Here is a 21024-nt window from a genome sequence, read left to right on the forward strand (position 1 = left end):
ATCGTTTTTCCTTCCTAATAATTCCAAAGGAGACAAGCATGTCCGTTAATATTTTCAACAGCACCGAAGTACAGGATTTCCTGCGTCTGGCCAGCGGCCTGGACCAGGGCGGCGGCAGTCCGCGCACCAAGCAGATCGTTCACCGCATCCTGTCCGATTTGTTCAAGACGATCGAGGATCTGAACATCACTTCCGATGAATACTGGGCCGGCGTGGCCTATGTGAATCGGCTCGGTGCCAGTAGCGAGGCGGGTCTGCTCTCGCCAGGCTTGGGACTGGACCGCTTTCTGGACATGCGCATGGATGCCGAGGATGCGGCGCGGGGTGTGAAGAACGCGACCCCACGCACCATCGAAGGCCCGTTGTACGTGGAAGGTGCTCCGGTGGAGCAAGGCTTTGCACGCCTGGACGATGGCAGCGACAAGGCGGGCCAGACCCTGATCATGCACGGCACAGTCCATGGCGCGGACGGCAGGCCTCTGGCGGGGGCCAAGGTCGAGGTCTGGCATGCCAATACCAAGGGCTTTTATTCGCACTTCGATCCTACAGGAGAGCAAAAGCCGTTCAACATGCGCCGTACCATCGTCACCGATGCGCAAGGCCGCTACAAGTTCCAGAGTATCGTGCCCGTAGGTTACGGCTGTCCACCCGACGGCCCGACGCAAGCACTGCTCAACGCGTTGGGCCGTCACGGCAACCGTCCGGCCCACATCCACTTCTTCGTCACGGCCGACGGCCATCGCAAGCTGACCACGCAGATCAACATCGACGGCGATCCGCTGGTGTATGACGACTTCGCGTACGCCACTCGAGAAGGGCTGGTGCCGCCGCTGGTGGAGCGCAGCGACGACGCCGGCATCAACGCCGAGGGCTTGAACGGCCCGTTCGCCGAGATCGTCTTCGACATGAGGCTCAGCGCGCTGGTGGATGGACTTGACAACCAGATTGTCGACCGCCCGCGCCTGGCTGCCTGACAAGCCGGCCATTCCTTCTCCCGCCGAAAGAAATCCGCGATAGCGCATTGCGGGGGCGGGTTGCACCCTGGAGAGATTTCACCATGAGAACGATTGCCACTGTTGACAAGTACGACGAGGTCGAGAAGCTGCTGGACACCGCCTTGAAGGACGACAAGGAAGCCGGTATTTTCCGCTGCCGCCGCGACATCTTCACCAACCCGGATCTGTTCGAGCTGGAGATGAAACATCTCTTCGAATCGAACTGGGTCTATCTGGCGCACGAGAGCCAGATTCCGGACAACAACGACTACTACACCACCTGGATCGGCCGCCAGCCCGTCGTGGTCACGCGCGACAAGGCGGGGGAATTGCACGCGGTCGTCAATGCCTGCGCACACAAGGGCGCCATGCTGTGCCGTCGCAAACATGGCAACAAGAGCAGCTTCACCTGTCCGTTCCACGGCTGGACGTTCAGCAACAATGGCAAGCTGCTCAAGGTCAAGGATGAGAAGAACACCGAATACCCGGTGTCCTTCAACACGCACGGTTCGCACGACCTGACCAAAGTAGCGCGCTTTCAGAGCTACCGGGGGTTCCTTTTCGGCAGCCTCAACGCCGACGTGCAGCCGCTGGAAGAATACCTTGGCGAGACGCGCGTCATCATCGACCAGATCGTTGACCAGGCGCCCAATGGCTTGGAGGTGCTGCGCGGCAGCTCCAGCTATCTCTACGACGGCAACTGGAAAATGCAGATGGAAAACGGCTGCGATGGCTACCACGTCAGCACCGTGCACTGGAATTACGCGGCCACCATGGGCCGGCGCAAGGAGGGCGGCACCAAAGCCACCGATGCCAACAATTGGAGCAAGGCCGTGGCCGGCGTGTACGGTTTCGAAAATGGCCACATCCTTCTGTGGACCAATACGCTGAACCCGGAAGTGCGCCCGATCTGGAACCAGCGTGAAGAACTTGCCCGACGTGTAGGGCAGGAGCGCGCCGATGTCATCGTCGGCCAGACCCGCAACCTGTGCCTGTACCCGAACGTGTTCCTGATGGATCAGTTCGGCACGCAGATCCGTGTCGCGCGCCCCATCAGCGTGGACAAAACCGAGATCAGCATTTTCTGCTTCGGCCCCAAGGGGGAAAGTGCCGAGGATCGCACGACGCGTATCCGCCAGTACGAGGACTTCTTCAACGTCTCCGGCATGGGGACGGCGGACGACCTGGAAGAATTCCGCGCCTGCCAGGCCGGTTATGCGGGCTCTGCCGTGCGCTGGAACGACCTCAGCCGTGGTGCGCCGCTGTGGATCGACGGCCCCGATGAAAACGCCAGGAAGATGGGCATGAAGCCCTTGCTCAGCGGCGAGCGCAGCGAAGATGAAGGATTGTTCGTGTGCCAGCACCACTATTGGACGCAGGAGATGCGCAAGGCCGTACGGCAAGAGCGCGAAGGAGTGCTGCCATGAGCGTAGCGACCGCAGTTGATCATGGCGCGATCTGCGCTTTTCTCTACCGCGAGGCACGTCATCTGGATGAGCGTGAATGGGAGCCGTGGCTGGAGATGTATGCACCGGACGTCGAATACTGGATGCCGGCCTGGGACGATGACGACCAGCTCACCGAAGACCCGCAGAGCGAGATTTCGCTGATCTACTACGCCAACCGCAACGGACTGGAAGATCGGATTTTCCGCATCAGGACGGAACGATCCAGCGCCTCCATGCCGGAGCCGCGCACCAACCACATGATCACCAATGTGGAAGTGCTGGCCGAGCGCGGCGACGCGGTCGAGGTGCGATACAACTTCCACACGCTTTGCCATCGATACAAGCTGACCGACCATTTCTTCGGGACGGTCTTTGCCACCTTGCGCAAGGTGGAAGGCGATTTTTTGATCGGCCGCAAAAAGATCGTTCTGAAGAACGACTACATCCGCCAGGTCATCGATGTTTATCACATCTGACCGGCAGGGAGACACAAGATGAACAGTTATCGCATTGCCTTGAATTTCGAGGATGGCGTCACCCGCTTCGTGGATTGCGGCGCCAACGAAAAAGTGCTGGACGCCGCGTTCCGCAACCGCATCAACCTGCCCATGGATTGCTCCGATGGCGTGTGCGGGACCTGTAAATGTCGCGCCGAAAGCGGCGCCTACGACATGGGGGACGATTACATCGAAGATGCCCTGAGCGGTGACGAAGTCTCCGATGGACTGGTGCTGACCTGCCAGATGGTGCCCCGATCCGACTGCGTTATCGCCGTGCCCGTGCCTTCGACGGCCTGCAAGACCGGCACTGCCCAGTTCAGCGGCACGGTCGCGGCCGTCGCGCCATTCGGCGATGCCGCCTATGAACTGGCGCTCGACGTTGCCGGGGACGCGCCGCCCTTTTTGCCGGGCCAGTACGTCAACATCGGCGTGCCGGGCAGCGGACAGCATCGCTCCTACTCGTTCAGCTCGGCCTCGGGAGCGCGCCGCATGACGTTTCTGATCAAGCATGTGCCTGGCGGCTTGATGAGCGGTTGGCTGGCCGGCGCGGCATCAGGCGCCACGCTGGAGATGACCGGCCCACTGGGCAGCTTCTACTTGCGCGCGGTCACCAGGCCGCTGCTGTTCCTGGCCGGCGGCACGGGCCTGGCGCCCTTCCTCTCGATGCTGGAGGAACTGGCGCGCCAGGGCACGAACCATCCCGTGCACATGATCTATGGCGTCACGCGCGACCAGGACCTGGTGCTGGTGGAACGCCTCCAGGAATATGCCCTGCGCGTGCCCGGCTTTACATTCACCACTTGCGTGGCCGACCCCGGGACCGCCCACGAGCGCCAGGGTTATGTCACCCAACACATGCCCGCCCAGGCGCTGCACGCAGGCAATGTGGATGTGTACCTGTGCGGCCCGCCACCCATGGTGGAGGCGGTGCAAAAGTACTTCAAGACCGAAGGCATTACTCCGGCGAGCTTCCACTACGAGAAGTTTGCCGCCAATCAAGTCACTGCATAGGCGGAGCGCACATGAAAAATCGCTTTGACGGCAAGGTCGTGGTCGTGACCGGCGCGGCCCAGGGCATAGGCCGTGGCGTTGCGCTGGGCGCTGCCGCTGAAGGCGGCAAGGTATTGTTTGTCGACCGTGCAGATTTCGTCGCGGAGGTGGCGGCCGAGGCGCCGGGCGGGAGAGGGGGAGAAAACGCGGCCGGCTTTGTGGCCGATCTCGAAACCTATGAAGGCGCCAGGTCCGCGATGGCGTTTGCGGTGGAAAAGTTCGGCGGCATCGATATTCTGATTAACGGTGTCGGCGGCGCCATCCGCATGCGCCCGTATGCCGAGTTCGAACCGGAGCAGATCGATGCGGAAATCCGCCGTTCGTTGATGCCGACGCTGTATGCCTGCCACGCGGTGTTGCCGCACCTGTTGGCGCGCGGAGGCGGAACGATCGTCAACGTGTCGTCCAATGCCACGCGCGGCATACGCCGTGTGCCGTACTCGGCGGCCAAGGGCGGGGTCAATGCGCTCACGACGGCGCTGGCCATGGAGTACGCGGAGCACAACATCCGTGTCGTGGCGAGCGCGCCAGGCGGCACCAAGGCGCCGCCCCGGCGTATTCAGCGCAATGCCGCCGGCGACAGCGAGCAGGAAAAAATCTGGATGAACGAAGCCGTGCAGCAAGTCACCGATTCCAGCTTCTTCAAGCGCTACGGCAGCCTCGACGAGCAAGTGGCTCCCATTTTGTTTCTCGCCTCGGAGGAGGCCGGCTACATCACAGGCGTAGTGCTGCCTGTCGCCGGCGGGGACAACGGCTGAGCAGCAGGCGAAGCGTGTGTGGGCGTTCTCGCAACTATCCCGGTCAGTCGGAAGCCGCCGGCCATGAACAATATCGCAGCGTTTTTTGCTGACAAACCGTGAACAGGAATTCCATGTGTGCTCGAAAAGCCATCATTCCGCCAGGAATGGAATCGGTGTACGAAAAGATCGGCTATGCCCCCGCACTGAAGGTCGGCAATACCGTCTACGTGTCCGGCCAGATCGGCCGCGACCTGTCGATGCAATTGGTCGAAGGCCGCGAAGCGCAGATGGTGCAAGCGTTCGACAACCTCCGGCTGGTGCTGGAGGCGGCCGGCGCATCGCTTGCGGACGTGGTCGATCTGACGAGCTTCCATACCGATATGCGTGATTTGCCCTTGTTCATGCAGGTACGCAACCGCTATTTCCGTTCGCACCCCTTGCCGGCGTGGACGGCGGTCGGTGCGCACATGCTCGGCGGCGCACCCGGCTACATCGTAGAAATCAAAGCCATCGCGGAGCTGCAGACCAGCGACGAATAAAACAGCGAATAAAACGGAGGAGACCAATATGAAAACAATTGAAATCAATCAGATCATCGACAACGCCCGCTTCACGAAATTCCACTGGATGGTGATGTGCCTGTGTGCATTGCTGTTGATCTTCGACGGCTATGACCTGTTCATCTACGGCGCGGTGCTGCCCGTGTTGATGAAGCAATGGAGCCTGACGCCCGTGCAGGCCGGCGCGCTGGGAAGCTATGCGCTGTTCGGCATGATGTTCGGGGCCTTCATCTTCGGCCCGCTGGCCGATCGCGTGGGGCGCAAGAAGGGCGTGGCCATCAGCTTCGTGCTGTTCAGCCTGTCAACCTTCTTGAGCGGTTTTGCCGCGACGCCTGCCGAGTTCGGCATCTGCCGCTTCATCGCGGGCCTGGGCTGCGGCGGGCTGATGCCCAATGCCGTGGCGCTGATGAACGAGTACGCGCCCAAGCGCCTGCGCACCACCCTGGTGGCCATCATGTTCAGCGGTTATTCGCTGGGCGGCGTGTTGTGCGCGGGCTTGGGCATCTACATGCTGCCGCGCTTCGGCTGGCAGTCCATGTTCTTCGCCGCCGCCGTGCCGCTGGTGCTACTTCCCGTCATCCTGTGGAAGCTGCCCGAATCCGTGGGTTTTCTGCTGCGTCAGGGGAAGCATGCCAAGACGCGCGAGTTGCTGGCGATGGTCGCGCCTGGCGTGCGGCTGGACGCGGATGCACAACTGATCCAGGTCGATGCCAAGAGCGTTGGCGTGCCTATGCTCGACTTGTTCAAGCAAGCGCGCGCCATGGGCACTTTCATGATCTGGCTGTCTTTCTTCTGTTGCCTGCTGATGGTGTACGCGCTGGGTTCCTGGCTGCCCAAGCTGATGGCCAATGCCGGCTACAGCCTTGGATCGAGCCTGTCGTTCCTGCTGATGCTGAATTTCGGCGGCGTGGTGGGCGCCATCGCCGGCGGCTGGCTGGGCGACCGCTTCAACCTGCCCAAGGTTGTGGTGAGCTTCTTCGCGCTGGGAACGGTGTCCATCGCGCTGCTGGGATTCAATAGTCCGACGCCTGTGCTGTACCTGCTGATCGGCATCGCAGGCGCCACCACCATTGGCACACAGATCCTGCTGTATGCCAATACGGCGCAGTTTTATCCACTGGCGATCCGGTCCACGGGGCTGGGCTGGGCTTCCGGCATTGGCCGCACGGGCGCCATCGTCGGCCCACTGCTGGGCGGCGGGCTGATGGCGGCGGCTCTTCCGCTGAAGATGAATTTTCTGGTGTTTGCCGTGCCCGGCCTGGTGGCTGCACTGGCCATGGGTTTCTTTATCCTGTGGTATCGCCGTCCCCGCGGCGATGCAAGCGAGGCGGCATCAGCCCTGGCTCCCACCGCTTCCAGCCGCCTGTGAAGGTGGCGCGTCATGATTCTGATCGGCGGTTTGGCATGGCCAATATTCCAGGTGAAAGGTGTTGGCCGAATCGGTGCCGGGGCATTGGTTTATTGAAATTGCATATCGCCGACGGCCATGTCCGTCATGCAAGGAGACAGCAATGTTCGCGAGAAGTCTGAAGGGCTTATGCCTGGCTGCGGCGATTTGCGTGATCGCTGCCTGCTGTTGGTATCTGTTTGACGAAACCATGCCGGATGCGGCGCGATTGACCGCCGTATTACTTCCTGTGGCCGTGCTGGGCATTCTGTTTGCTACGGGGCGGCAATCGCGGTTGCCAGCCCCGGCGCGGGCCGATCGCGTCACCACGGTTATTCCGCCGGCCGCTTCCAGCGTCATCGACGCATCCGCCATCCATCCGCGGGAGCAGCTAGCTTTTCTCGTCAGCGAGCATGGCATGCATGCCTTGCATGCTCGTGTTCAGGACCTGCTCTCCTTGCTGGAAAGGACGATTGCCGACATGGCGCGCGCGGGAGCGGTGGCGAAGGAGTCGGGCGCTAGCGTTGATCGGGCGGTAAAGGCGGTGCAGCAAGCGGTGGAATCTGTCACGACGATCGGCATCTATATCGATACCTCTCTGCAGACTTACCGGAATCTCGTGGAGCAGGCTGCGACTATCGGAAATATCGTCGAGGGCATTCACGACATTTCAAGCCAGACAAATCTGCTGGCGCTCAATGCCGCCATTGAAGCTGCTCGTGCAGGGGACAGCGGTCGTGGCTTTGCGGTGGTTGCTGCCGAGGTCAAGCGATTGGCCGGCCGGGTCGGCCAGTCCAGCAAGGAAATCGGCAACATTGCCGAGTCGCTCAGCCGGTCTTCAAGAGAGGCCCTGCGGGACGCAGAGAAGGCGGCGCTGCAGGCTGGCGTTGGACGTTCCGGAGCGGAGCAGGCATACAAAGCCATGGAAGAGGTGATCGACGGCGCGCGTAAGCGAGTGGCCATTGTCGGCGGAATCAATGACGCACTGAGCGACCAGTCCGAGGTGACGTCCATTTTGTCGCGGGAAATGCAGGTGCTGCTGCAACAAGGCGCGACCAGGGTGGCGCTTCCCCACTAGCTGACAAGGTCGAGGACGATGGGCCCAATCCGGGACGGCTTGATCAGTCTCAGGCGTTCGGTAGTGCTCGGGTACCATCGTTGCGACCGCGTTCCCGGCTGATGGATCAGTCCCAAAATCAAGAGGGTTTGCATCGGCGGCTGTCCCCATCCGGCCGGATGCGAACTTATGGTCCAGGTCTTTTGACGTGGTCTTATCAAGGAGACGCAAGCTCTCCAGAACCTCGATGACGCTTTCAACGAAGTCGTCGGCATCCCATCCCTTGCACACCACCTTCGCATTTCTTGTCGCCTGGAAATAAGGTAAATCCCTATTACATACCGAGTAGTTTCTGGTTACTTTGTCACTACCGATGCTGCTGTCAGTTCTGCATCGTAGAGATACGGATTCCCATTGGAAAGAGGATCTGAATTACCGCATGCCAACCGTTCTATTTCGTATGAGCCGAATAGGAGAACTTGATGACATACCTCAGAAATCTAAAAATTGGTACCAAATTGATCCTGGGCTTCGGCACGTTATTGGTGCTTATGTGCGTGTTGGTCATCGTTTCGCTCTCAAGCCTCTCGTCGATTTCGGGCGCGATGCGTCACGGCAATGCCATGCAAGAGGAAAAACTGAACCCTTTGTACGAAGCGCGTGAGGCGCTGGACCAGACGGGTCTCGCTGCACGCAACGCCTTTATCTTTAAAGATGAAAAAGACGCGCAGAAGGAACTCGCCATCGTCGATGAACAGCGTGCCGTTTATCTGGCCGCACTGAAGAAACTGCAGCCGGTCTTCAATGGAGACAAGGCGTTCGAAAAAGTGAACGCCGGCTTGCTCCGGATGGCGGAAGAACTAAAGCGTCCGCGCATGTACCGCGAAGCGGGGAAAATGAATGAATACAGCGACTTTCTGGTGAATGAGTGCAGTCCGCTGCGTCGCCAGATCGTGCTTGATATCGACGCCGTCTTATCGGCAGCCAAAGCGCAAAACGACAAGGCTCGCGATACGGCGGAACAGGTCTCCGATCGCTCTCTGCAGTTGATCTTGATTCTCGCAGGCATTGTATTCGTGCTGTGCATCGGCGTCGCAGTCGTCATCACCCGAGGTCTCCTGAAACAGCTTGGCGGCGAACCAGCTTATGCGGCGGCAATTGCTGAAAAAATTGCAAGCGGAGAACTTACCGTCGAGGTAAAAACCAGGACCGGCGATCAGTCCAGCCTCTTGTTTGCCATCAAAACAATGCGCGATAACCTTGCCGGCATCGTCAGCCAGGTACGCGCCGGCACCAACATGATCGAGACCGCTTCTGCGGAAATATCGACAGGTAACATGGACCTCTCCGGCAGGACGGAACAGCAAGCCAGCGCGCTTGAAGAAACAGCTTCGGCCATGGAGGAGCTGACGGCAACCGTCAAGCAAAATGCAGACAACGCGCGGCAGGCAAACCAATTGGCCGTATCTGCATCGGATGTAGCGATTCAAGGGGGCAAGGTTGTCAGTCAAGTGATCGACACGATGGGGGCCATCAACGAATCCTCGAAGAAGATTGTTGAAATTATCAGTGTCATTGATGGCATTGCTTTTCAAACGAACATCCTGGCGCTGAACGCCGCCGTGGAAGCTGCCCGTGCCGGCGAGCAAGGACGCGGATTTGCCGTGGTCGCGTCGGAGGTGCGCAGTTTGGCGCAACGCAGCGCATCGGCTGCCAAAGAAATTAAAACGCTTATTGACGACTCTGTCAGCAAGGTGACAAGCGGCAGCCAATTGGTCGAACAGGCGGGCGCCACCATGAACGACGTCGTGGCCAGCGTCAAACGCGTGACTGATGTTGTCGCAGAAATTTCTGCGGCCAGCCAAGAGCAGAGCGACGGCATCGCGCAGGTCAACCTGGCGATCAATCAAATGGATGAGGGCACCCAGCGAAATGCGGCCCTGGTTGAAGAATCCGCTGCGGCAGCCAAGTCCTTGTTGAGCGAGTCGTCGTCTTTGTCCGCCATCGTAGCGACGTTCCGCCTGGATCCTGTGACTTAATAGCTTCCCCGACTTGCGACGGACAGAGAGGATAACTTGAATACAGGATTGACATCGTACTTCTGGTTGGCGGCGCCCTTGTTGACGGATACGATTTTACTTTGTGCAGGTCTTCTGTTCGTTATTCGCCTGTATCTGATTGAACGTGAGTTTGAAGAAGAATTGATCGGATTCGAGAAGGACTATTTAAGAAAAAGGATTAACTTCGATTTCAGGCCGTTGCCGGAAGAAGAATGGTTCCTGGCCCCAGGGTTCGAATACCAGGTCACGACGCGGTCTCAGTACTGCCGTCTGGACATGTTAAGGAAAATTGTCAAATGGTGGTCCGATGATTGAAATTTTCTTGCACAAATTACCTGTTTTTCTGGGGCTTTTTTTTCCCGCCTGCGGGTTGGTTTGCTTTTTCGCGTTCAGATATGCATCTGACAAGCGGGATGAAGCATTCAAAAGGGAAGCTGAAAAGCTGCTTGATGCGTTAGACGCGGAACGACGGAAGCACGCAAAAATGTACTCGGTACACGGTGAAATTGAACGAAGAAATGTGTTTGACGCTTCGACCGGAACGAGTCAGGAATCGACCTGATTTTCTTGCCTTCGGTGCTGAATTTCAAGGGCTGCTGCTGGCGGCGGGTTCAATCGATCGGTGGCTCTGAGGCTAGCAATCGCAGCTTTGGCGTTAGTCTGGATCTGCTGACCTTGCCTTGCTTGGCGTGGCTGGCGGCACCTTCGTGATGGGAATTCCCGGTTCCGACGATATCATGCTGCCCGGAGCGCAACTTTCTGATTGACGAATCTTGAATCAGGCTGCAGAGCAGCCCGCTTCGCGGCTAACCGAGCGAGTGCATTAGCGTGACTCGCTGCACTTGCTCAGGCGTTGCCGAAAAGTGCCCGAGGGCGGTCATTGAGCGTCTCGGCAAGGATCCTCAACGCTACTACCAGATCTTCCCGCGATGAGGCGCTGGAAAGGTTGATGCGGACGCCGTGTTCGCTTTCCGAACGGCCAACCGCAAACGCTGACGCCGGCATCACGCTAACTCCTCGCGCCTGCGCATTCGCTGCAAAGTCATCGGCGCGCCAGGGGGCGGGCAATATCAGCCAGATGAACATGCATGCGGGATCGCTGCTGATCTGTGCACCATCAAGCAAACCACGCGCCAGGTCGTGGCGATACTTCAGTTCTGTGCGTTGCGCCGCGAGCAACTGGGTGGTGATGCCATTCTCGATCCACTGGGAAGCGATTAGCATTGAAATCGGCGCCGGCATCCAGGCGGTAGTACGCACCGCTTCGGCGGCAATCGCAGCGCGGTGCGGCGGTGTCGCCAGGAAACCGAGACGCAAGCCGGGGGCTAGCAGTTTTGAAGTCGACGATATGTGATAAGTGCGCTCAGGGCACAGGCTGGCCAGCGTCGGCAGACGCTGCTCGACCAAGGGACCGTAGACATCGTCCTCAATGATTTGAACGTCGTGGCGGCGCGCAATTTCCACCAGTGCGGCACGGCGCTCCAGGCTCATGGTGACGACGGTGGGATTCTGGAAATTCGGCACGGTAAAGATCGCCTTCACCTTACGCGTTGCGCACTCGCGTTCAAGGACTTCCGGCAACATGCCCTGAGCGTCGCTATCGACCCCGATGATCTCAAAATGGAACACCGGCGCCAACGCCTTCAGGCCGTAATATGTCAAGCGGTCGGCCAGTATTGCACCGTCGATCCCCATCAAGCTGTTCATCACGGCATACAACCCGTGTTGCGCGCCGCTGGTCACAACAACATTCTCCGGATCCGGTTCGAAGCCGGCTGTCGCCATCCATTTGGCCCCCGCTACCCTGGCCCAAAGCGGACCTTGAGGCGGTTGATACTCCTGTAATTCGACGAAACGCGGATCTTTCGGCAAATCGGCCATGGTCAGCGCCAGCTGGTTTAGGAAATCGCGCGTTGCCGGCCGGTTCACGGTCAAGTCAATCGCGCCGGAATGAGATGGATGAGCTGCCGCGACATGTGGCATCGCGCCGCCGGTCACCATCGAGCCGCGCCGTTTGCTGCCGATCACCAGGCCGCTCAACTGCAACTCGCGATAGCTACGCGATACGGTCGAGACATTGATTCCCATTTCTTCAGCCAACTGCCGCTGTGCAGGCAAGCAACTACCTGGCGGATAGACGCCTCGGCGGATGTCGGCTTCGAGCTTGGCGGCCAGATCCTGGTAGGTAAACGGTTTTGTCAATCCGGCGCTACGCAGAGGTGATTCGAAATCACGGTCTTCATGCTTGGGCAAGAGAAAAGCTCCATACAAAAATAATTTGAATCACACAAACGTTTGCATTGTAACTCACTCTTGTACGGCCATTTATCTGCCATGTTCCTCAAAGGAAATAGCTTGCAGGCGTCAAAAGCACCGCATAAAAATATCTTGCATCCATACAAAACTTATGAAAATATGTAAATTATAGATTTTTGTGTGGGTACTAAAATTATTTGTACTTACTGCAAAGTCAACACATCGAGACGTGGCGCGGATGATCTGCTCCAAAGCAATTTAAGCACTGGAACGGAGCGGAAATATCCGTTTGCTCCGGCATTCATTGATACATGGGTGAGCACGTTATGGCAAAAGTAGCAGTTCTCGGTGCTGGCTTTGTTGGTTTGTCCGCAGCCTATTGGCTGATGCGGGACGGTCATCAGGTCACTATTTACGATCCGGCCGGTGTCGCCGGCGGCGCCTCATATGGAAACGCTGGAACCTTTGCCAACTACGCATGCATCCCGGTGAACAATCCATCGGTATTCCGGGATCTGCCGCGCTTCATGCTTTCTCCCGACAGTCCGTTTCGCTTGCGCTGGCGTTATTTGCCACACCTGGCGCCGTGGCTGGTGCGGTTCCTGCAAAGTTCGACAGAGCGACGCTATGTTGCTTCCGCCGGCGCACTGTCGGTGCTGTTAAGCCGCGCACATGACGGCTATCGGGAAATGATCGAGCACGCGGACCTGGAACGATTCATCCGCCGCAGTGAATGCCTGTATCTGTATTCGGGGGCGGCTGCCTTCCGTGCCTCGGAGCCGACGTTATCGTTGCGGCGCTCCCTTGGCGTCGCTTTCAGCATTGTCGGTCGCGAGCAAGTCCAACAGATGGAACCGCAATTGAGTCCGCTGTTCGATCGCGGCGTGCTGTTTTCCGGATCCTGGTTTTTGTCGGATCCTGAGGCCTTTCTGAAAACATTGGCGGCCTGGCTGATGCGGGCGGGATTAGGCATGGAGAACCGTGCTGTGAATAACATCAAGCCACAATCCGATGGCGTACTGCTGGAAACAGCAGCAGGCAGCGCAACCCACGACTATGTTGCCGTCTGTGCCGGCGCCCACTCAGGAGGTTTCGCCAGGCAGTGCGGCGACCGCATTCCGCTGGATACCGAACGCGGCTATCACATCACGTATCCCGGCAGTTCCAATCTCATCTCGCGCCCGGTCGGCTGGGCCGAACGCGGCTTTTACATGACACCGATGGAACACGGCATCCGCGTAGCCGGGACAGTCGAACTGGCCGGTTTGAATCCGTCCAAACATCAGGGCTTGCTGGAGCTGCTGCAATTTTCATCGAAACGCGCACTGCCAGCGTTAACCACGCCGACCGAGTCATGGCTGGGTTTTCGACCGAGTCTGCCGGACGGTCTTCCGGTGATGGGCCGTTCGCGCGCATCGGCTCGCGTGATTTACGCGTTTGGCCACCAGCATATCGGCCTGACGCTGGGGGGCCTGAGCGGCGCCGTGGTTGCAGACCTGGTCGCAGGGCGATCCTCGCCGTTTAACCTGGCGCCGTATGCGCCAGATCGTTTTAACTGAAAGCGGCAGTTGCAAGGTGTTTCAAAATGCAGATCTGAATTTAAGAAACACAGTGGCTTGAATAGGATTTGTTATCTCAAAAATTCATTAGGAGATGGTGATGAACAGGAAATTTTTTCGACAAGCCCTGACAAGTGCTGGCGTCACAGCACTGTTCTTGCCGGCATTATCTTTTGGCGCCGGAGAGCAAATCGTCAAACTCGGATTAAGCAGCCCTCTATCGGGAGCACAGGCAGCGATCGGGAAAGACAACGAAAACGGCGCGCAAATGGCGATTGATCAGCTTAACCAGCAAAACCTGGTAATAGGCGGCGCAAAAATCAAATTCGAATTACTCAGCGAAGATGATGCGGCAGATCCGAAAATCGGCGTGCAGGTCGCGCAGAAATTGATTGATGCTGGTGTCAAAGCGGTGATCGGACCGTACAACTCCGGGGTCGCGATGCCAGCTTCGAGAGTGTATAACGATGCGCAAGTCGTTCTCGCGGTGATCGCCTCCAATCCAAAAATAACCGTGCAAGGTTATCCCTTTGTGTTCCGGGTTACGCCTACGGACAACGCCTTGGGGGGCACGATGGGCACTTACGCTGCAAAGGAAATTGCCCTGAAAAGAGTAGCAGTCGTCGATGATCGCAGTGCCTATGGCGTCGGCGTTGCAGACGAGTTTATAAAGAAGGCCAAGGCCAACGGCATTGAAATCGTCGGACGCGATTACACCAACGACAAGGCCACCGATTTCAATGCCATCATTACTTCCATCAAGAGCAAGAAACCCGACGGCATATTCTATGGCGGCATGTACAGCCAAGGCTCGGGAATGAAGCGCCAAATGAAACAATTGGGATTGAATGTTTACTTGATGGGAGGCGACGGCATCTGCAATGCCGAGATGGGAAAACTCGGCGGCGATGCGGTGGATGACAAAGTCTTGTGTACGGTCGGCGGCATTATTCTTGACCAGAATCCGCTTGGGAAAGACTTTTCCGCGCGCTATGAAAAGCGCTTCCACCTGAAGCCGTTGATGTATTCGATTTCGTTCTATGACGGAGTGATGGTAATTGCCGAAGCGATGAAAAAAGCCAATTCGGTGGATCCGAAAAAATTTGCTCCGGCGATGGCTGCTGTCAATTACAAAGGTATTGCAGGAACCTATGAATTCGATAGCAATAGGGATTTGAAAAACTCACCAGTCACCGTCTATGATTTTAAAAATGGCAACCCGGTTCCAGTGAAGACTTATTGATGCGTTTATGTAAATCGATGGTGGGTACACACAGCGCAGTCAAGATGAATATTATTCAAAAAGAGGATTCGGCTTTGTTTGAGTCGCATCTCTTATGCTTACAGAGTGTGCACCACCGATTAAAAGCCAAGATTGTTGTTTTGCATCGAAAATTGATCATCATCTGGCCGTCCTCCCTCGGCAAGCGCCGAGCGTAAAGTCATGGAGCGGACCTCATTTTATCCAGGAGAACGGCGATGTTATTTTGTGGCATGGACCTTCATTCGAACAACTGTTTCGTCGTCATCAGTGATGACGACGATCGAGTCCTGTATTCCAGGCGCCTGCCGAATAATTTGGATCAGATCTGTGCAGCGCTGGATCCATACTATCAATCTGTTGTAGCCACCGGTTGAACCCGCCACCGGAAGCGGACGTTCATTTTTGCGACAAGACATCCGCCAACTGACGTTGCATGTTCACGGGAGTGATCTTGGGATCGTTGAAGTACTCCGCGACAATATCCATCCACTCTTGCGACATTTGCGAAGGCATGACCATGGATTGAGCTGAGATTTGCTTATTCTTGCCTGAAATAAAATCCAGGCCGATTTTCCCGCAAGTGTCGAGATCTTTACGCTGAATGTCGGTCCGCACCGAAATCGAGCCCTTGATGCGGTTGAAGGCGAGTTGATTGTCGACATTCATCAGATGGCGCGCAAAAAGAAGCTGGGAACGGCGATCGAGCTTGTTGTTTCCTATCGGAAAAGCAAAGGAGTCGACGATGATGAAATACACCGACTCGGTTCCCGGCGCCAATGTACAGCGAAAATCCTTGTCGACGACAAAGCCGGCGGCCATCAATTCGCCTTTTGCATAGTCGCCCAGGAATTGCATGCCTGCCTGCCCCCGACCAACCGAGATTGCCGCATCTGCCCACGTTTTTCCGGCTCGGCCGGGATTTGCAAAAGCCCTGAGGCGCCGAAAAATGTCGAGCGCTTTCAACATCGCCGGTTCCAGCGCCGCATTCGGTGAGCTTCCGTTCATTAAACGTGCATAGCCGGCCGGGCCGTAGACGGAGTAAACGATGTCATTGAAAATGAGGGCAACTTCCCAGGTTGAAGACCCGAGTGCGATGGGGGTGTAACCAGCCGCCTTGATTTTAGCTGCACTGTCGAGAACTTCATTCCAGCTGGTTGGCGGAGACAAGTGCAATCGATCGAAGATCCTTTTGTTGGTCCAGAGCCAGTTTTCGGCATGGATATTGACCGGTGCAAAATAGATGCGCCCTTTATAGCTGATCAGATCAATCACATTCGGCGGCAGAAAATCCCGCCAATGATCGGCGGTGGCGACTTCTTCGATATCCTGGATGACCCCCATCGCCGGCAATTCTTTAGCTCCCTCGTTGGCATGCCATTGCATGGCAGTGGGAGGATAGCCGTTGGCGATTCTGTCGGAGACGATCTTCAATTCCGCCTGCCTGTCCCTGGCTGGCATATCCTCCCATTTTCCACCTGAGCCCTCCCAGGCGCGACGATAGATATCGAGCGCTTTGCCTTCGCTCTGTGAAATCCAGAAATGCATGACCTCCACGGTTGGCAACGACACATTTTTTTTCGACGATGGCGACTCCGCATATGCGGCGGGAAGAAAGCAGGTCGCCAGCATCAAGGCAATGCATTGCCGGTAACGATAATATCTGCGCAGCATCAAATCTATTCTTTCAGGAGATCGCCGGGGATTAAACGGAGGGCTGCATGGTTTGGTCGCATCGCGACGTTGCAGACGGAGCAAGCGCATCAATAAAAAGGCTGCCGCATTTCAACCTCTGCGTCACCACCTCGAATGGCTGGGGTTGCGCGAAGAAATAACCCTGCGCAATGACGCAGCCGCACCTTTGCAGGAAGCGTAGCTGTTCTTCCGTCTCCACGCCTTCCACGGTACATTTCTTGCCGAGTTTATCGACGAGATCAATCATGGCTTTGATGATCTGTTCCGATTTATCGTTGATGCCGATATCGGAAACGAAACTGCGGTCGATTTTGATGTCGTCAAATGGAAAACTTCGGAGATTGGTCAAGGATGCGAAGCCGGTGCCAAAATCGTCGAGATCGATCGATACTCCCAGAACGCGCAACCTGGCGACGGTCGTCAAGATCTGCTCCATATATTTGTTCACGAAAACGTCTTCGGTAATTTCAACCGCGAAGTCGCTCCAGGCAAGCGAATAGCGTTTGACGGCATGCTCCAGCATGTTGTAACCGGCCTCGGAAATCAAAATGGCTTCCGGCATATTGATCGCCACGCTTCCTGAATCGATGCCCGCATTGCGCCAGTTTCGAATGTCTTGCGCAACCTGATTGACGACAAACTCGGTCATCGATGTCATCGCGGGCGCCGTATCGAGAAGATGAAGAAAACGTCCCGGCGGCAAGATGCCGAGCTCGGGATGACGCCACCGCACGAGCGCCTCAAAACCTGCATGCCGGCCGCTGCGGATATCGATCTTGGGCTGGTAGTAGACGAGGAATTCGGCATTTTTGGCGGCATCGAATACGGCTGCACGAAGCTGGCTTTCGGCAATGCGACTCGCCATCATTTTCTCGTCGAAGATGGTGACGCTGTTGCGTTTCGACTTCGCCGCATAGAGCGCCAGATCGGCGCATCGGATCATGTCCCGGGCATTGGAGGCATGGTGAGGGAAAAGAGCTCCGCCGATGCTGCCCGACATGCTGAACGTATGCCCTTCGACCGTGAAGAGCGAGGACAGACTTCCGAGTATGCGAAGGGCGAATTCTTTGGCCTCGGCGTCACAGGTGATATCGGGGGCCAGAATCGCAAATTCGTCGCCGCCCATGCGTGCAACGACGCCGACATTCTCTATGACGGAGCTGATTCGCTGCGCGCCTTCGATCAGCAAGCTATCGCCGGCCGGATGTCCAAATGCGTCGTTGATCGCCTTGAAATGATCAAGATCAAGGAGAAAAAGCGCAAAGGAGTTGTTCCTTGCAGGAGAGCCGTTCAACGGCCCGGAGTCAATCTGTCCCTGCAGCATCTGATGGAACGACATGCGGTTGGGTATGCCCGTCAGGCTATCCTTATGAGCAAGGATCGACAATTGCTGTTCGAAGGCTTTTTTCTTTTCATGCTCGATACGTAATTTTTTGAGCAATGGAAGAAGAATCAGCGCTCCCACGACAAACAATGCAAGCACCAGCGACAAGATCAACAGGGCACTGATGCGCTTTGCGGTAGCGATGCTGGCCTCGCTCTTGGCGAAGGATTGATGGATCTCCTCTTGAAAACCTCGCATGATGAAGCTATCCGACGCAGCAGCGAAATCGATGGGCCCCCAAAAAGAGTAACGACGGCCTCTGCTGGCATTGTCGATTTTACCCAGCCATTCCGCCCGATCGAGGAAACCCTGAAGACGAAGGTCGAGTTCGCTGGGTGCCGTATCCTCCTCCAGTTGCCGGCGAAGCATCTGCAATTGCGCACTGGCATCCCGGACTTCCGCGATTTTTTGATTCATGTCCGAAGTCAGGCGATCAAGCATGCTGACGGGGACGGCATTGTCCGCGGATGCTCGCATCAATGCGCGCGCCGTATTGGCCAATTGCTGAAATTTTATGAATTGATTGCTGGTGAGAAAACTGATGCGCTGCTGCACGGAATGACGTTCAAGCACAACCTGCATGGTGGCGTAGATAGCCAATGCAATCAGGATGATCGCGACCAGCGTTCCCATATAGTAACGAGAGATTGATTTTATATGCCGGTCAAGTGAGGCTCTGTGTGTTACATCAGTAAGTCCCCCTTTTTTCAAACCGCTGACTGCGTCCGCCATGTTGCGTCGATTCTCTCTATTGTTGTTTCCCTACCGAAACGATCGTCCGGCTCGAAATGACGGACATGGCGTTAATGAGGGATTGTTGCACATATAGATATTCCATCTCAACAGGCACGGGTAGATAAATTATTGTCTCAGATTAATTCCCGTCAATCGCTTCAGTAAGTTCAGGCGAGCGGACGTAAGTGCCCTCCATCTCAATTCGCTGACGTCCATAGGTGATGTCACGATCGCTTCAAAAGCATGGACACGGAGAATCGCTCTGCCGGATGCAGCGATATCGAGACTTCAAATATCTTCCCTGCGGCATCTGAATACCAACGAATAATTTTCAACGCTGTGGCGCCAACCGCTACTTGCAAGGACTGTGCCATCGGTTCGTCAATGGTGACCGCGCGGATTTCCTGTTCGATCTGTTCGATCCTTCGGCCATGGCGTGTTTCGATTAATGTACTGATCAGCACGCCTGGTGAATGTCGGACGATTTCGGCTATGTCGGCGTAGGCCTGCTCAATGTAGACATCCGTCCAGCCAACCGGCAGCCGATCATTGGCGCTATCCATTCTCAGGCTGGAAATGCGTATCCGCGAGCTTCCTGTTTTGCATCGAAGGTCTCCTGCCAGATCGCCTTTGATCTTCTCGCTTGCCACGTCCTGCAGTTTGCGCACGTGGGTATTGCCGAACTGGATCAGATCTTCCAGCGATGCCAGCGACGGTCTGAATTCATTGGTCGGGCAAGTCGATTCGACGCGTGTTCCGACATTTTTTTTTCGCGAAACCAAGCCCAGTTGCTGCAATTCATGCAGTGCCGCGCGCACGGTATGGCGGCTTGTGGCGTAGTGATTGCACAGCTCCATTTCAGTCGGGAGAAGGCTGCCGACCGGAAAGCGTCCGGAGGTGATGCCTTGTGTCAGATGCTGCGCAATATCAACGAAATTGGATTTTGTTGGCAAAGAGTTCATCCGGCAATTATGACGTGGAAGTCCAAATACGTGTTGCATGATATGTTCGGACATATTATATTTAATATGTCCGAACATATTAAAATTCACGGACGAGACAATTCCTTTCCTTGTTCGTACATACATATATACAGGCCTTTCATGTCGATCTCAGCTTTCCCGACAGCCAGCACGGTTGTCGACTCCATTCTGTTCCGCGATGCTTTTGGAACTGCGACCATGCGCACGCTGTTCTCGGACCACGCACTGATTCAGCGCTACATCGATGTGGAGGTCGCTTTGGCGAAGGCGGAAGCCCGCGTCGGCGTGATTCCGGCGGAGGCCGCCGCCATCATTGCCAAGGAATCGACAATTGATCGCATCGACTTTGAACACATGCGCCATGAGACCGACATCGTCGGCTATCCGATTCTGCCGCTGGTGCACCAACTGGTGGCCATGTGCGGCGAAGCAGGGCGCTATGTGCACTGGGGGGCGACGACGCAAGACATCATGGATACCGCCGTTGCGCTGCAAGTGCGCGATGCCCTGGATATCGTCGCCGAGGATGTGCGCGCACTGCGCAAAATACTGGCCGATCTTGCACTCAAGCATCGCGATACGCCGATGGCGGGGCGCACCCATCTTCAACAGGCGCTCCCGATTACGTTCGGCTACAAGGCCGCGATCTGGCTGGCCATGTTCGATCGCCATCAGCAGCGGCTGAGCGAGTTGCGTCCGCGCGTTGCCGTAGTGGGGTTCGGCGGAGCAGCCGGAACGCTGGCATCGCTTGGCGACAAAGGATTCGACGTGCAGCGCGCATTGGCGGAAGAACTCGATCTTGGCGTGCCGGCGACGACATGGCATGTCGCCCGCGACGGTTTTGCTGAGGCCATCAATTTGCTGGCGCTGATTACCGGTTCGCTCGGCAAGATCGCACTCGACATCATGATCATGGCGTCAACGGAATTCGGTGAAGTCTACGAGCCCTTCGTCAAGGGCCGCGGCGCCAGCAGCACCATGCCGCAAAAACGCAATCCGATTTCCAGCGAACTGATGTTGGCCGCTTCCAAGGCGGTGCGCCAGCATGCCGGCCTGATGGTCGACGCCATGGTGCAGGACTTCGAACGCGCTACCGGACCATGGCATGCCGAGTGGATCGCCATTCCGGAAAGTTTCATCCTCACCGCCGGAGCGTTGCATCAAGCCAGATTCGCACTCGGCGGACTGATTGTCGATACCCAACGCATGAAGGCGAACCTTGGCATCAGCAAAGGTCTCATCGTCGCCGAAGCCGTGATGATGGGGATGGCGCCTTTCATCGGTCGTCAGCAGGCCCATGACATCGTGTACGACGCCTGCCGCAGCGCCAACGAAAACGGCGGTTCGCTGGCCG

18 protein-coding genes are annotated in these 21024 nt (G+C 56.8%); 14 read left to right on the forward strand and 4 right to left on the reverse strand.

All coding sequences use genetic code 11. The annotated features are described in order from the left end of the window. Positions 1-38 precede the first annotated feature (38 nt). The 11 genes from catA (at position 39) to PMI16_RS16790 (ending at position 10359) form a co-directional block, all read left to right on the forward strand. On the forward strand, positions 39-974 hold the full coding sequence (gene catA / locus PMI16_RS16740) for a catechol 1,2-dioxygenase (protein ID WP_007881653.1): 936 nt from the start codon (positions 39-41) through the stop codon (positions 972-974). Positions 975-1057: 83 nt separating this feature from the next. Continuing rightward, entirely contained in the window at positions 1058-2422 is a 1365-nt protein-coding gene (locus PMI16_RS16745) for a Rieske 2Fe-2S domain-containing protein (protein ID WP_007881655.1), read from the forward strand. Beyond that, positions 2419-2919: a benzoate 1,2-dioxygenase small subunit gene (benB, locus tag PMI16_RS16750; protein WP_007881656.1), complete on the forward strand. Its 501-nt coding sequence runs from the start codon at positions 2419-2421 to the stop codon at positions 2917-2919. The genes PMI16_RS16745 and benB overlap by 4 nt, the downstream gene beginning before the upstream one ends. Before the next feature lie 18 nt (positions 2920-2937). Beyond that, complete coding sequence (benC, locus tag PMI16_RS16755; protein WP_007881657.1) at positions 2938-3954, forward strand: benzoate 1,2-dioxygenase electron transfer component BenC; 1017 nt, start codon at positions 2938-2940, stop codon at positions 3952-3954. 11 nt (positions 3955-3965) lie between these two features. Then, positions 3966-4751: a benzoate diol dehydrogenase BenD gene (gene benD, locus PMI16_RS16760; protein ID WP_007881659.1), complete on the forward strand. Its 786-nt coding sequence runs from the start codon at positions 3966-3968 to the stop codon at positions 4749-4751. Positions 4752-4864: 113 nt separating this feature from the next. Continuing rightward, the gene (locus PMI16_RS16765) at positions 4865-5272 is read left to right on the forward strand and encodes a RidA family protein (RefSeq protein ID WP_007881661.1); all 408 of its coding nucleotides are present in this window, start codon (positions 4865-4867) and stop codon (positions 5270-5272) included. A gap of 28 nt (positions 5273-5300) precedes the next feature. Next, entirely contained in the window at positions 5301-6662 is a 1362-nt protein-coding gene (locus tag PMI16_RS16770) for an MFS transporter (protein ID WP_007881662.1), read from the forward strand. A 142-nt stretch (positions 6663-6804) separates the two neighbouring features. Next, complete coding sequence (locus PMI16_RS16775; RefSeq protein WP_007881663.1) at positions 6805-7758, forward strand: methyl-accepting chemotaxis protein; 954 nt, start codon at positions 6805-6807, stop codon at positions 7756-7758. A gap of 461 nt (positions 7759-8219) precedes the next feature. Then, entirely contained in the window at positions 8220-9776 is a 1557-nt protein-coding gene (locus tag PMI16_RS16780) for a methyl-accepting chemotaxis protein (RefSeq protein WP_007881664.1), read from the forward strand. A 36-nt stretch (positions 9777-9812) separates the two neighbouring features. Then, complete coding sequence (locus tag PMI16_RS16785) at positions 9813-10112, forward strand: hypothetical protein (RefSeq protein ID WP_007881665.1); 300 nt, start codon at positions 9813-9815, stop codon at positions 10110-10112. Further along, entirely contained in the window at positions 10105-10359 is a 255-nt protein-coding gene (locus PMI16_RS16790) for a hypothetical protein (protein WP_034380965.1), read from the forward strand. Before PMI16_RS16785 ends, PMI16_RS16790 begins: the two co-directional genes overlap by 8 nt. 284 nt (positions 10360-10643) lie before the next feature. Here PMI16_RS16790 and PMI16_RS16795 read toward each other — a convergent pair whose 3' ends face one another. Further along, positions 10644-12050, reverse strand: a complete 1407-nt coding sequence (locus tag PMI16_RS16795; RefSeq protein ID WP_007881666.1) for an aminotransferase-like domain-containing protein — start codon at positions 12048-12050, stop codon at positions 10644-10646. Positions 12051-12379: 329 nt separating this feature from the next. Between PMI16_RS16795 and PMI16_RS16800 the strand changes: the two genes are divergently transcribed. Both PMI16_RS16800 and PMI16_RS16805 read left to right on the forward strand, forming a co-directional pair. Further along, positions 12380-13612 (forward strand): NAD(P)/FAD-dependent oxidoreductase, encoded by a 1233-nt coding sequence (locus tag PMI16_RS16800; protein ID WP_007881667.1) that lies wholly within the window; start codon positions 12380-12382, stop codon positions 13610-13612. A 100-nt stretch (positions 13613-13712) separates the two neighbouring features. Further along, entirely contained in the window at positions 13713-14855 is a 1143-nt protein-coding gene (locus PMI16_RS16805; protein ID WP_007881668.1) for a branched-chain amino acid ABC transporter substrate-binding protein, read from the forward strand. Between the two features lie 417 nt (positions 14856-15272). Here PMI16_RS16805 and PMI16_RS16810 read toward each other — a convergent pair whose 3' ends face one another. The 3 genes from PMI16_RS16810 to PMI16_RS16820 all read right to left on the reverse strand — a co-directional run bounded on the left by PMI16_RS16810 (position 15273) and on the right by PMI16_RS16820 (position 19688). After that, positions 15273-16547, reverse strand: coding sequence for an ABC transporter substrate-binding protein (locus PMI16_RS16810; RefSeq protein WP_007881670.1), 1275 nt, complete (start codon positions 16545-16547; stop codon positions 15273-15275). A gap of 31 nt (positions 16548-16578) precedes the next feature. After that, complete coding sequence (locus tag PMI16_RS16815; protein ID WP_081493432.1) at positions 16579-18684, reverse strand: putative bifunctional diguanylate cyclase/phosphodiesterase; 2106 nt, start codon at positions 18682-18684, stop codon at positions 16579-16581. Between the two features lie 227 nt (positions 18685-18911). Continuing rightward, positions 18912-19688: a GntR family transcriptional regulator gene (locus tag PMI16_RS16820; RefSeq protein ID WP_007881674.1), complete on the reverse strand. Its 777-nt coding sequence runs from the start codon at positions 19686-19688 to the stop codon at positions 18912-18914. Positions 19689-19790: 102 nt separating this feature from the next. Here PMI16_RS16820 and pcaB point away from each other — a divergent pair. Beyond that, positions 19791-21024 (forward strand): 3-carboxy-cis,cis-muconate cycloisomerase (gene pcaB / locus PMI16_RS16825; protein WP_007881677.1); only part of this gene is annotated, 1234 nt, incomplete at its 3' end.

Origin of the sequence: Herbaspirillum sp. CF444, from assembly GCF_000282135.1 — a bacterium.
In the GTDB taxonomy this organism is placed as follows: Bacteria; Pseudomonadota; Gammaproteobacteria; order Burkholderiales; family Burkholderiaceae_D; genus Herbaspirillum.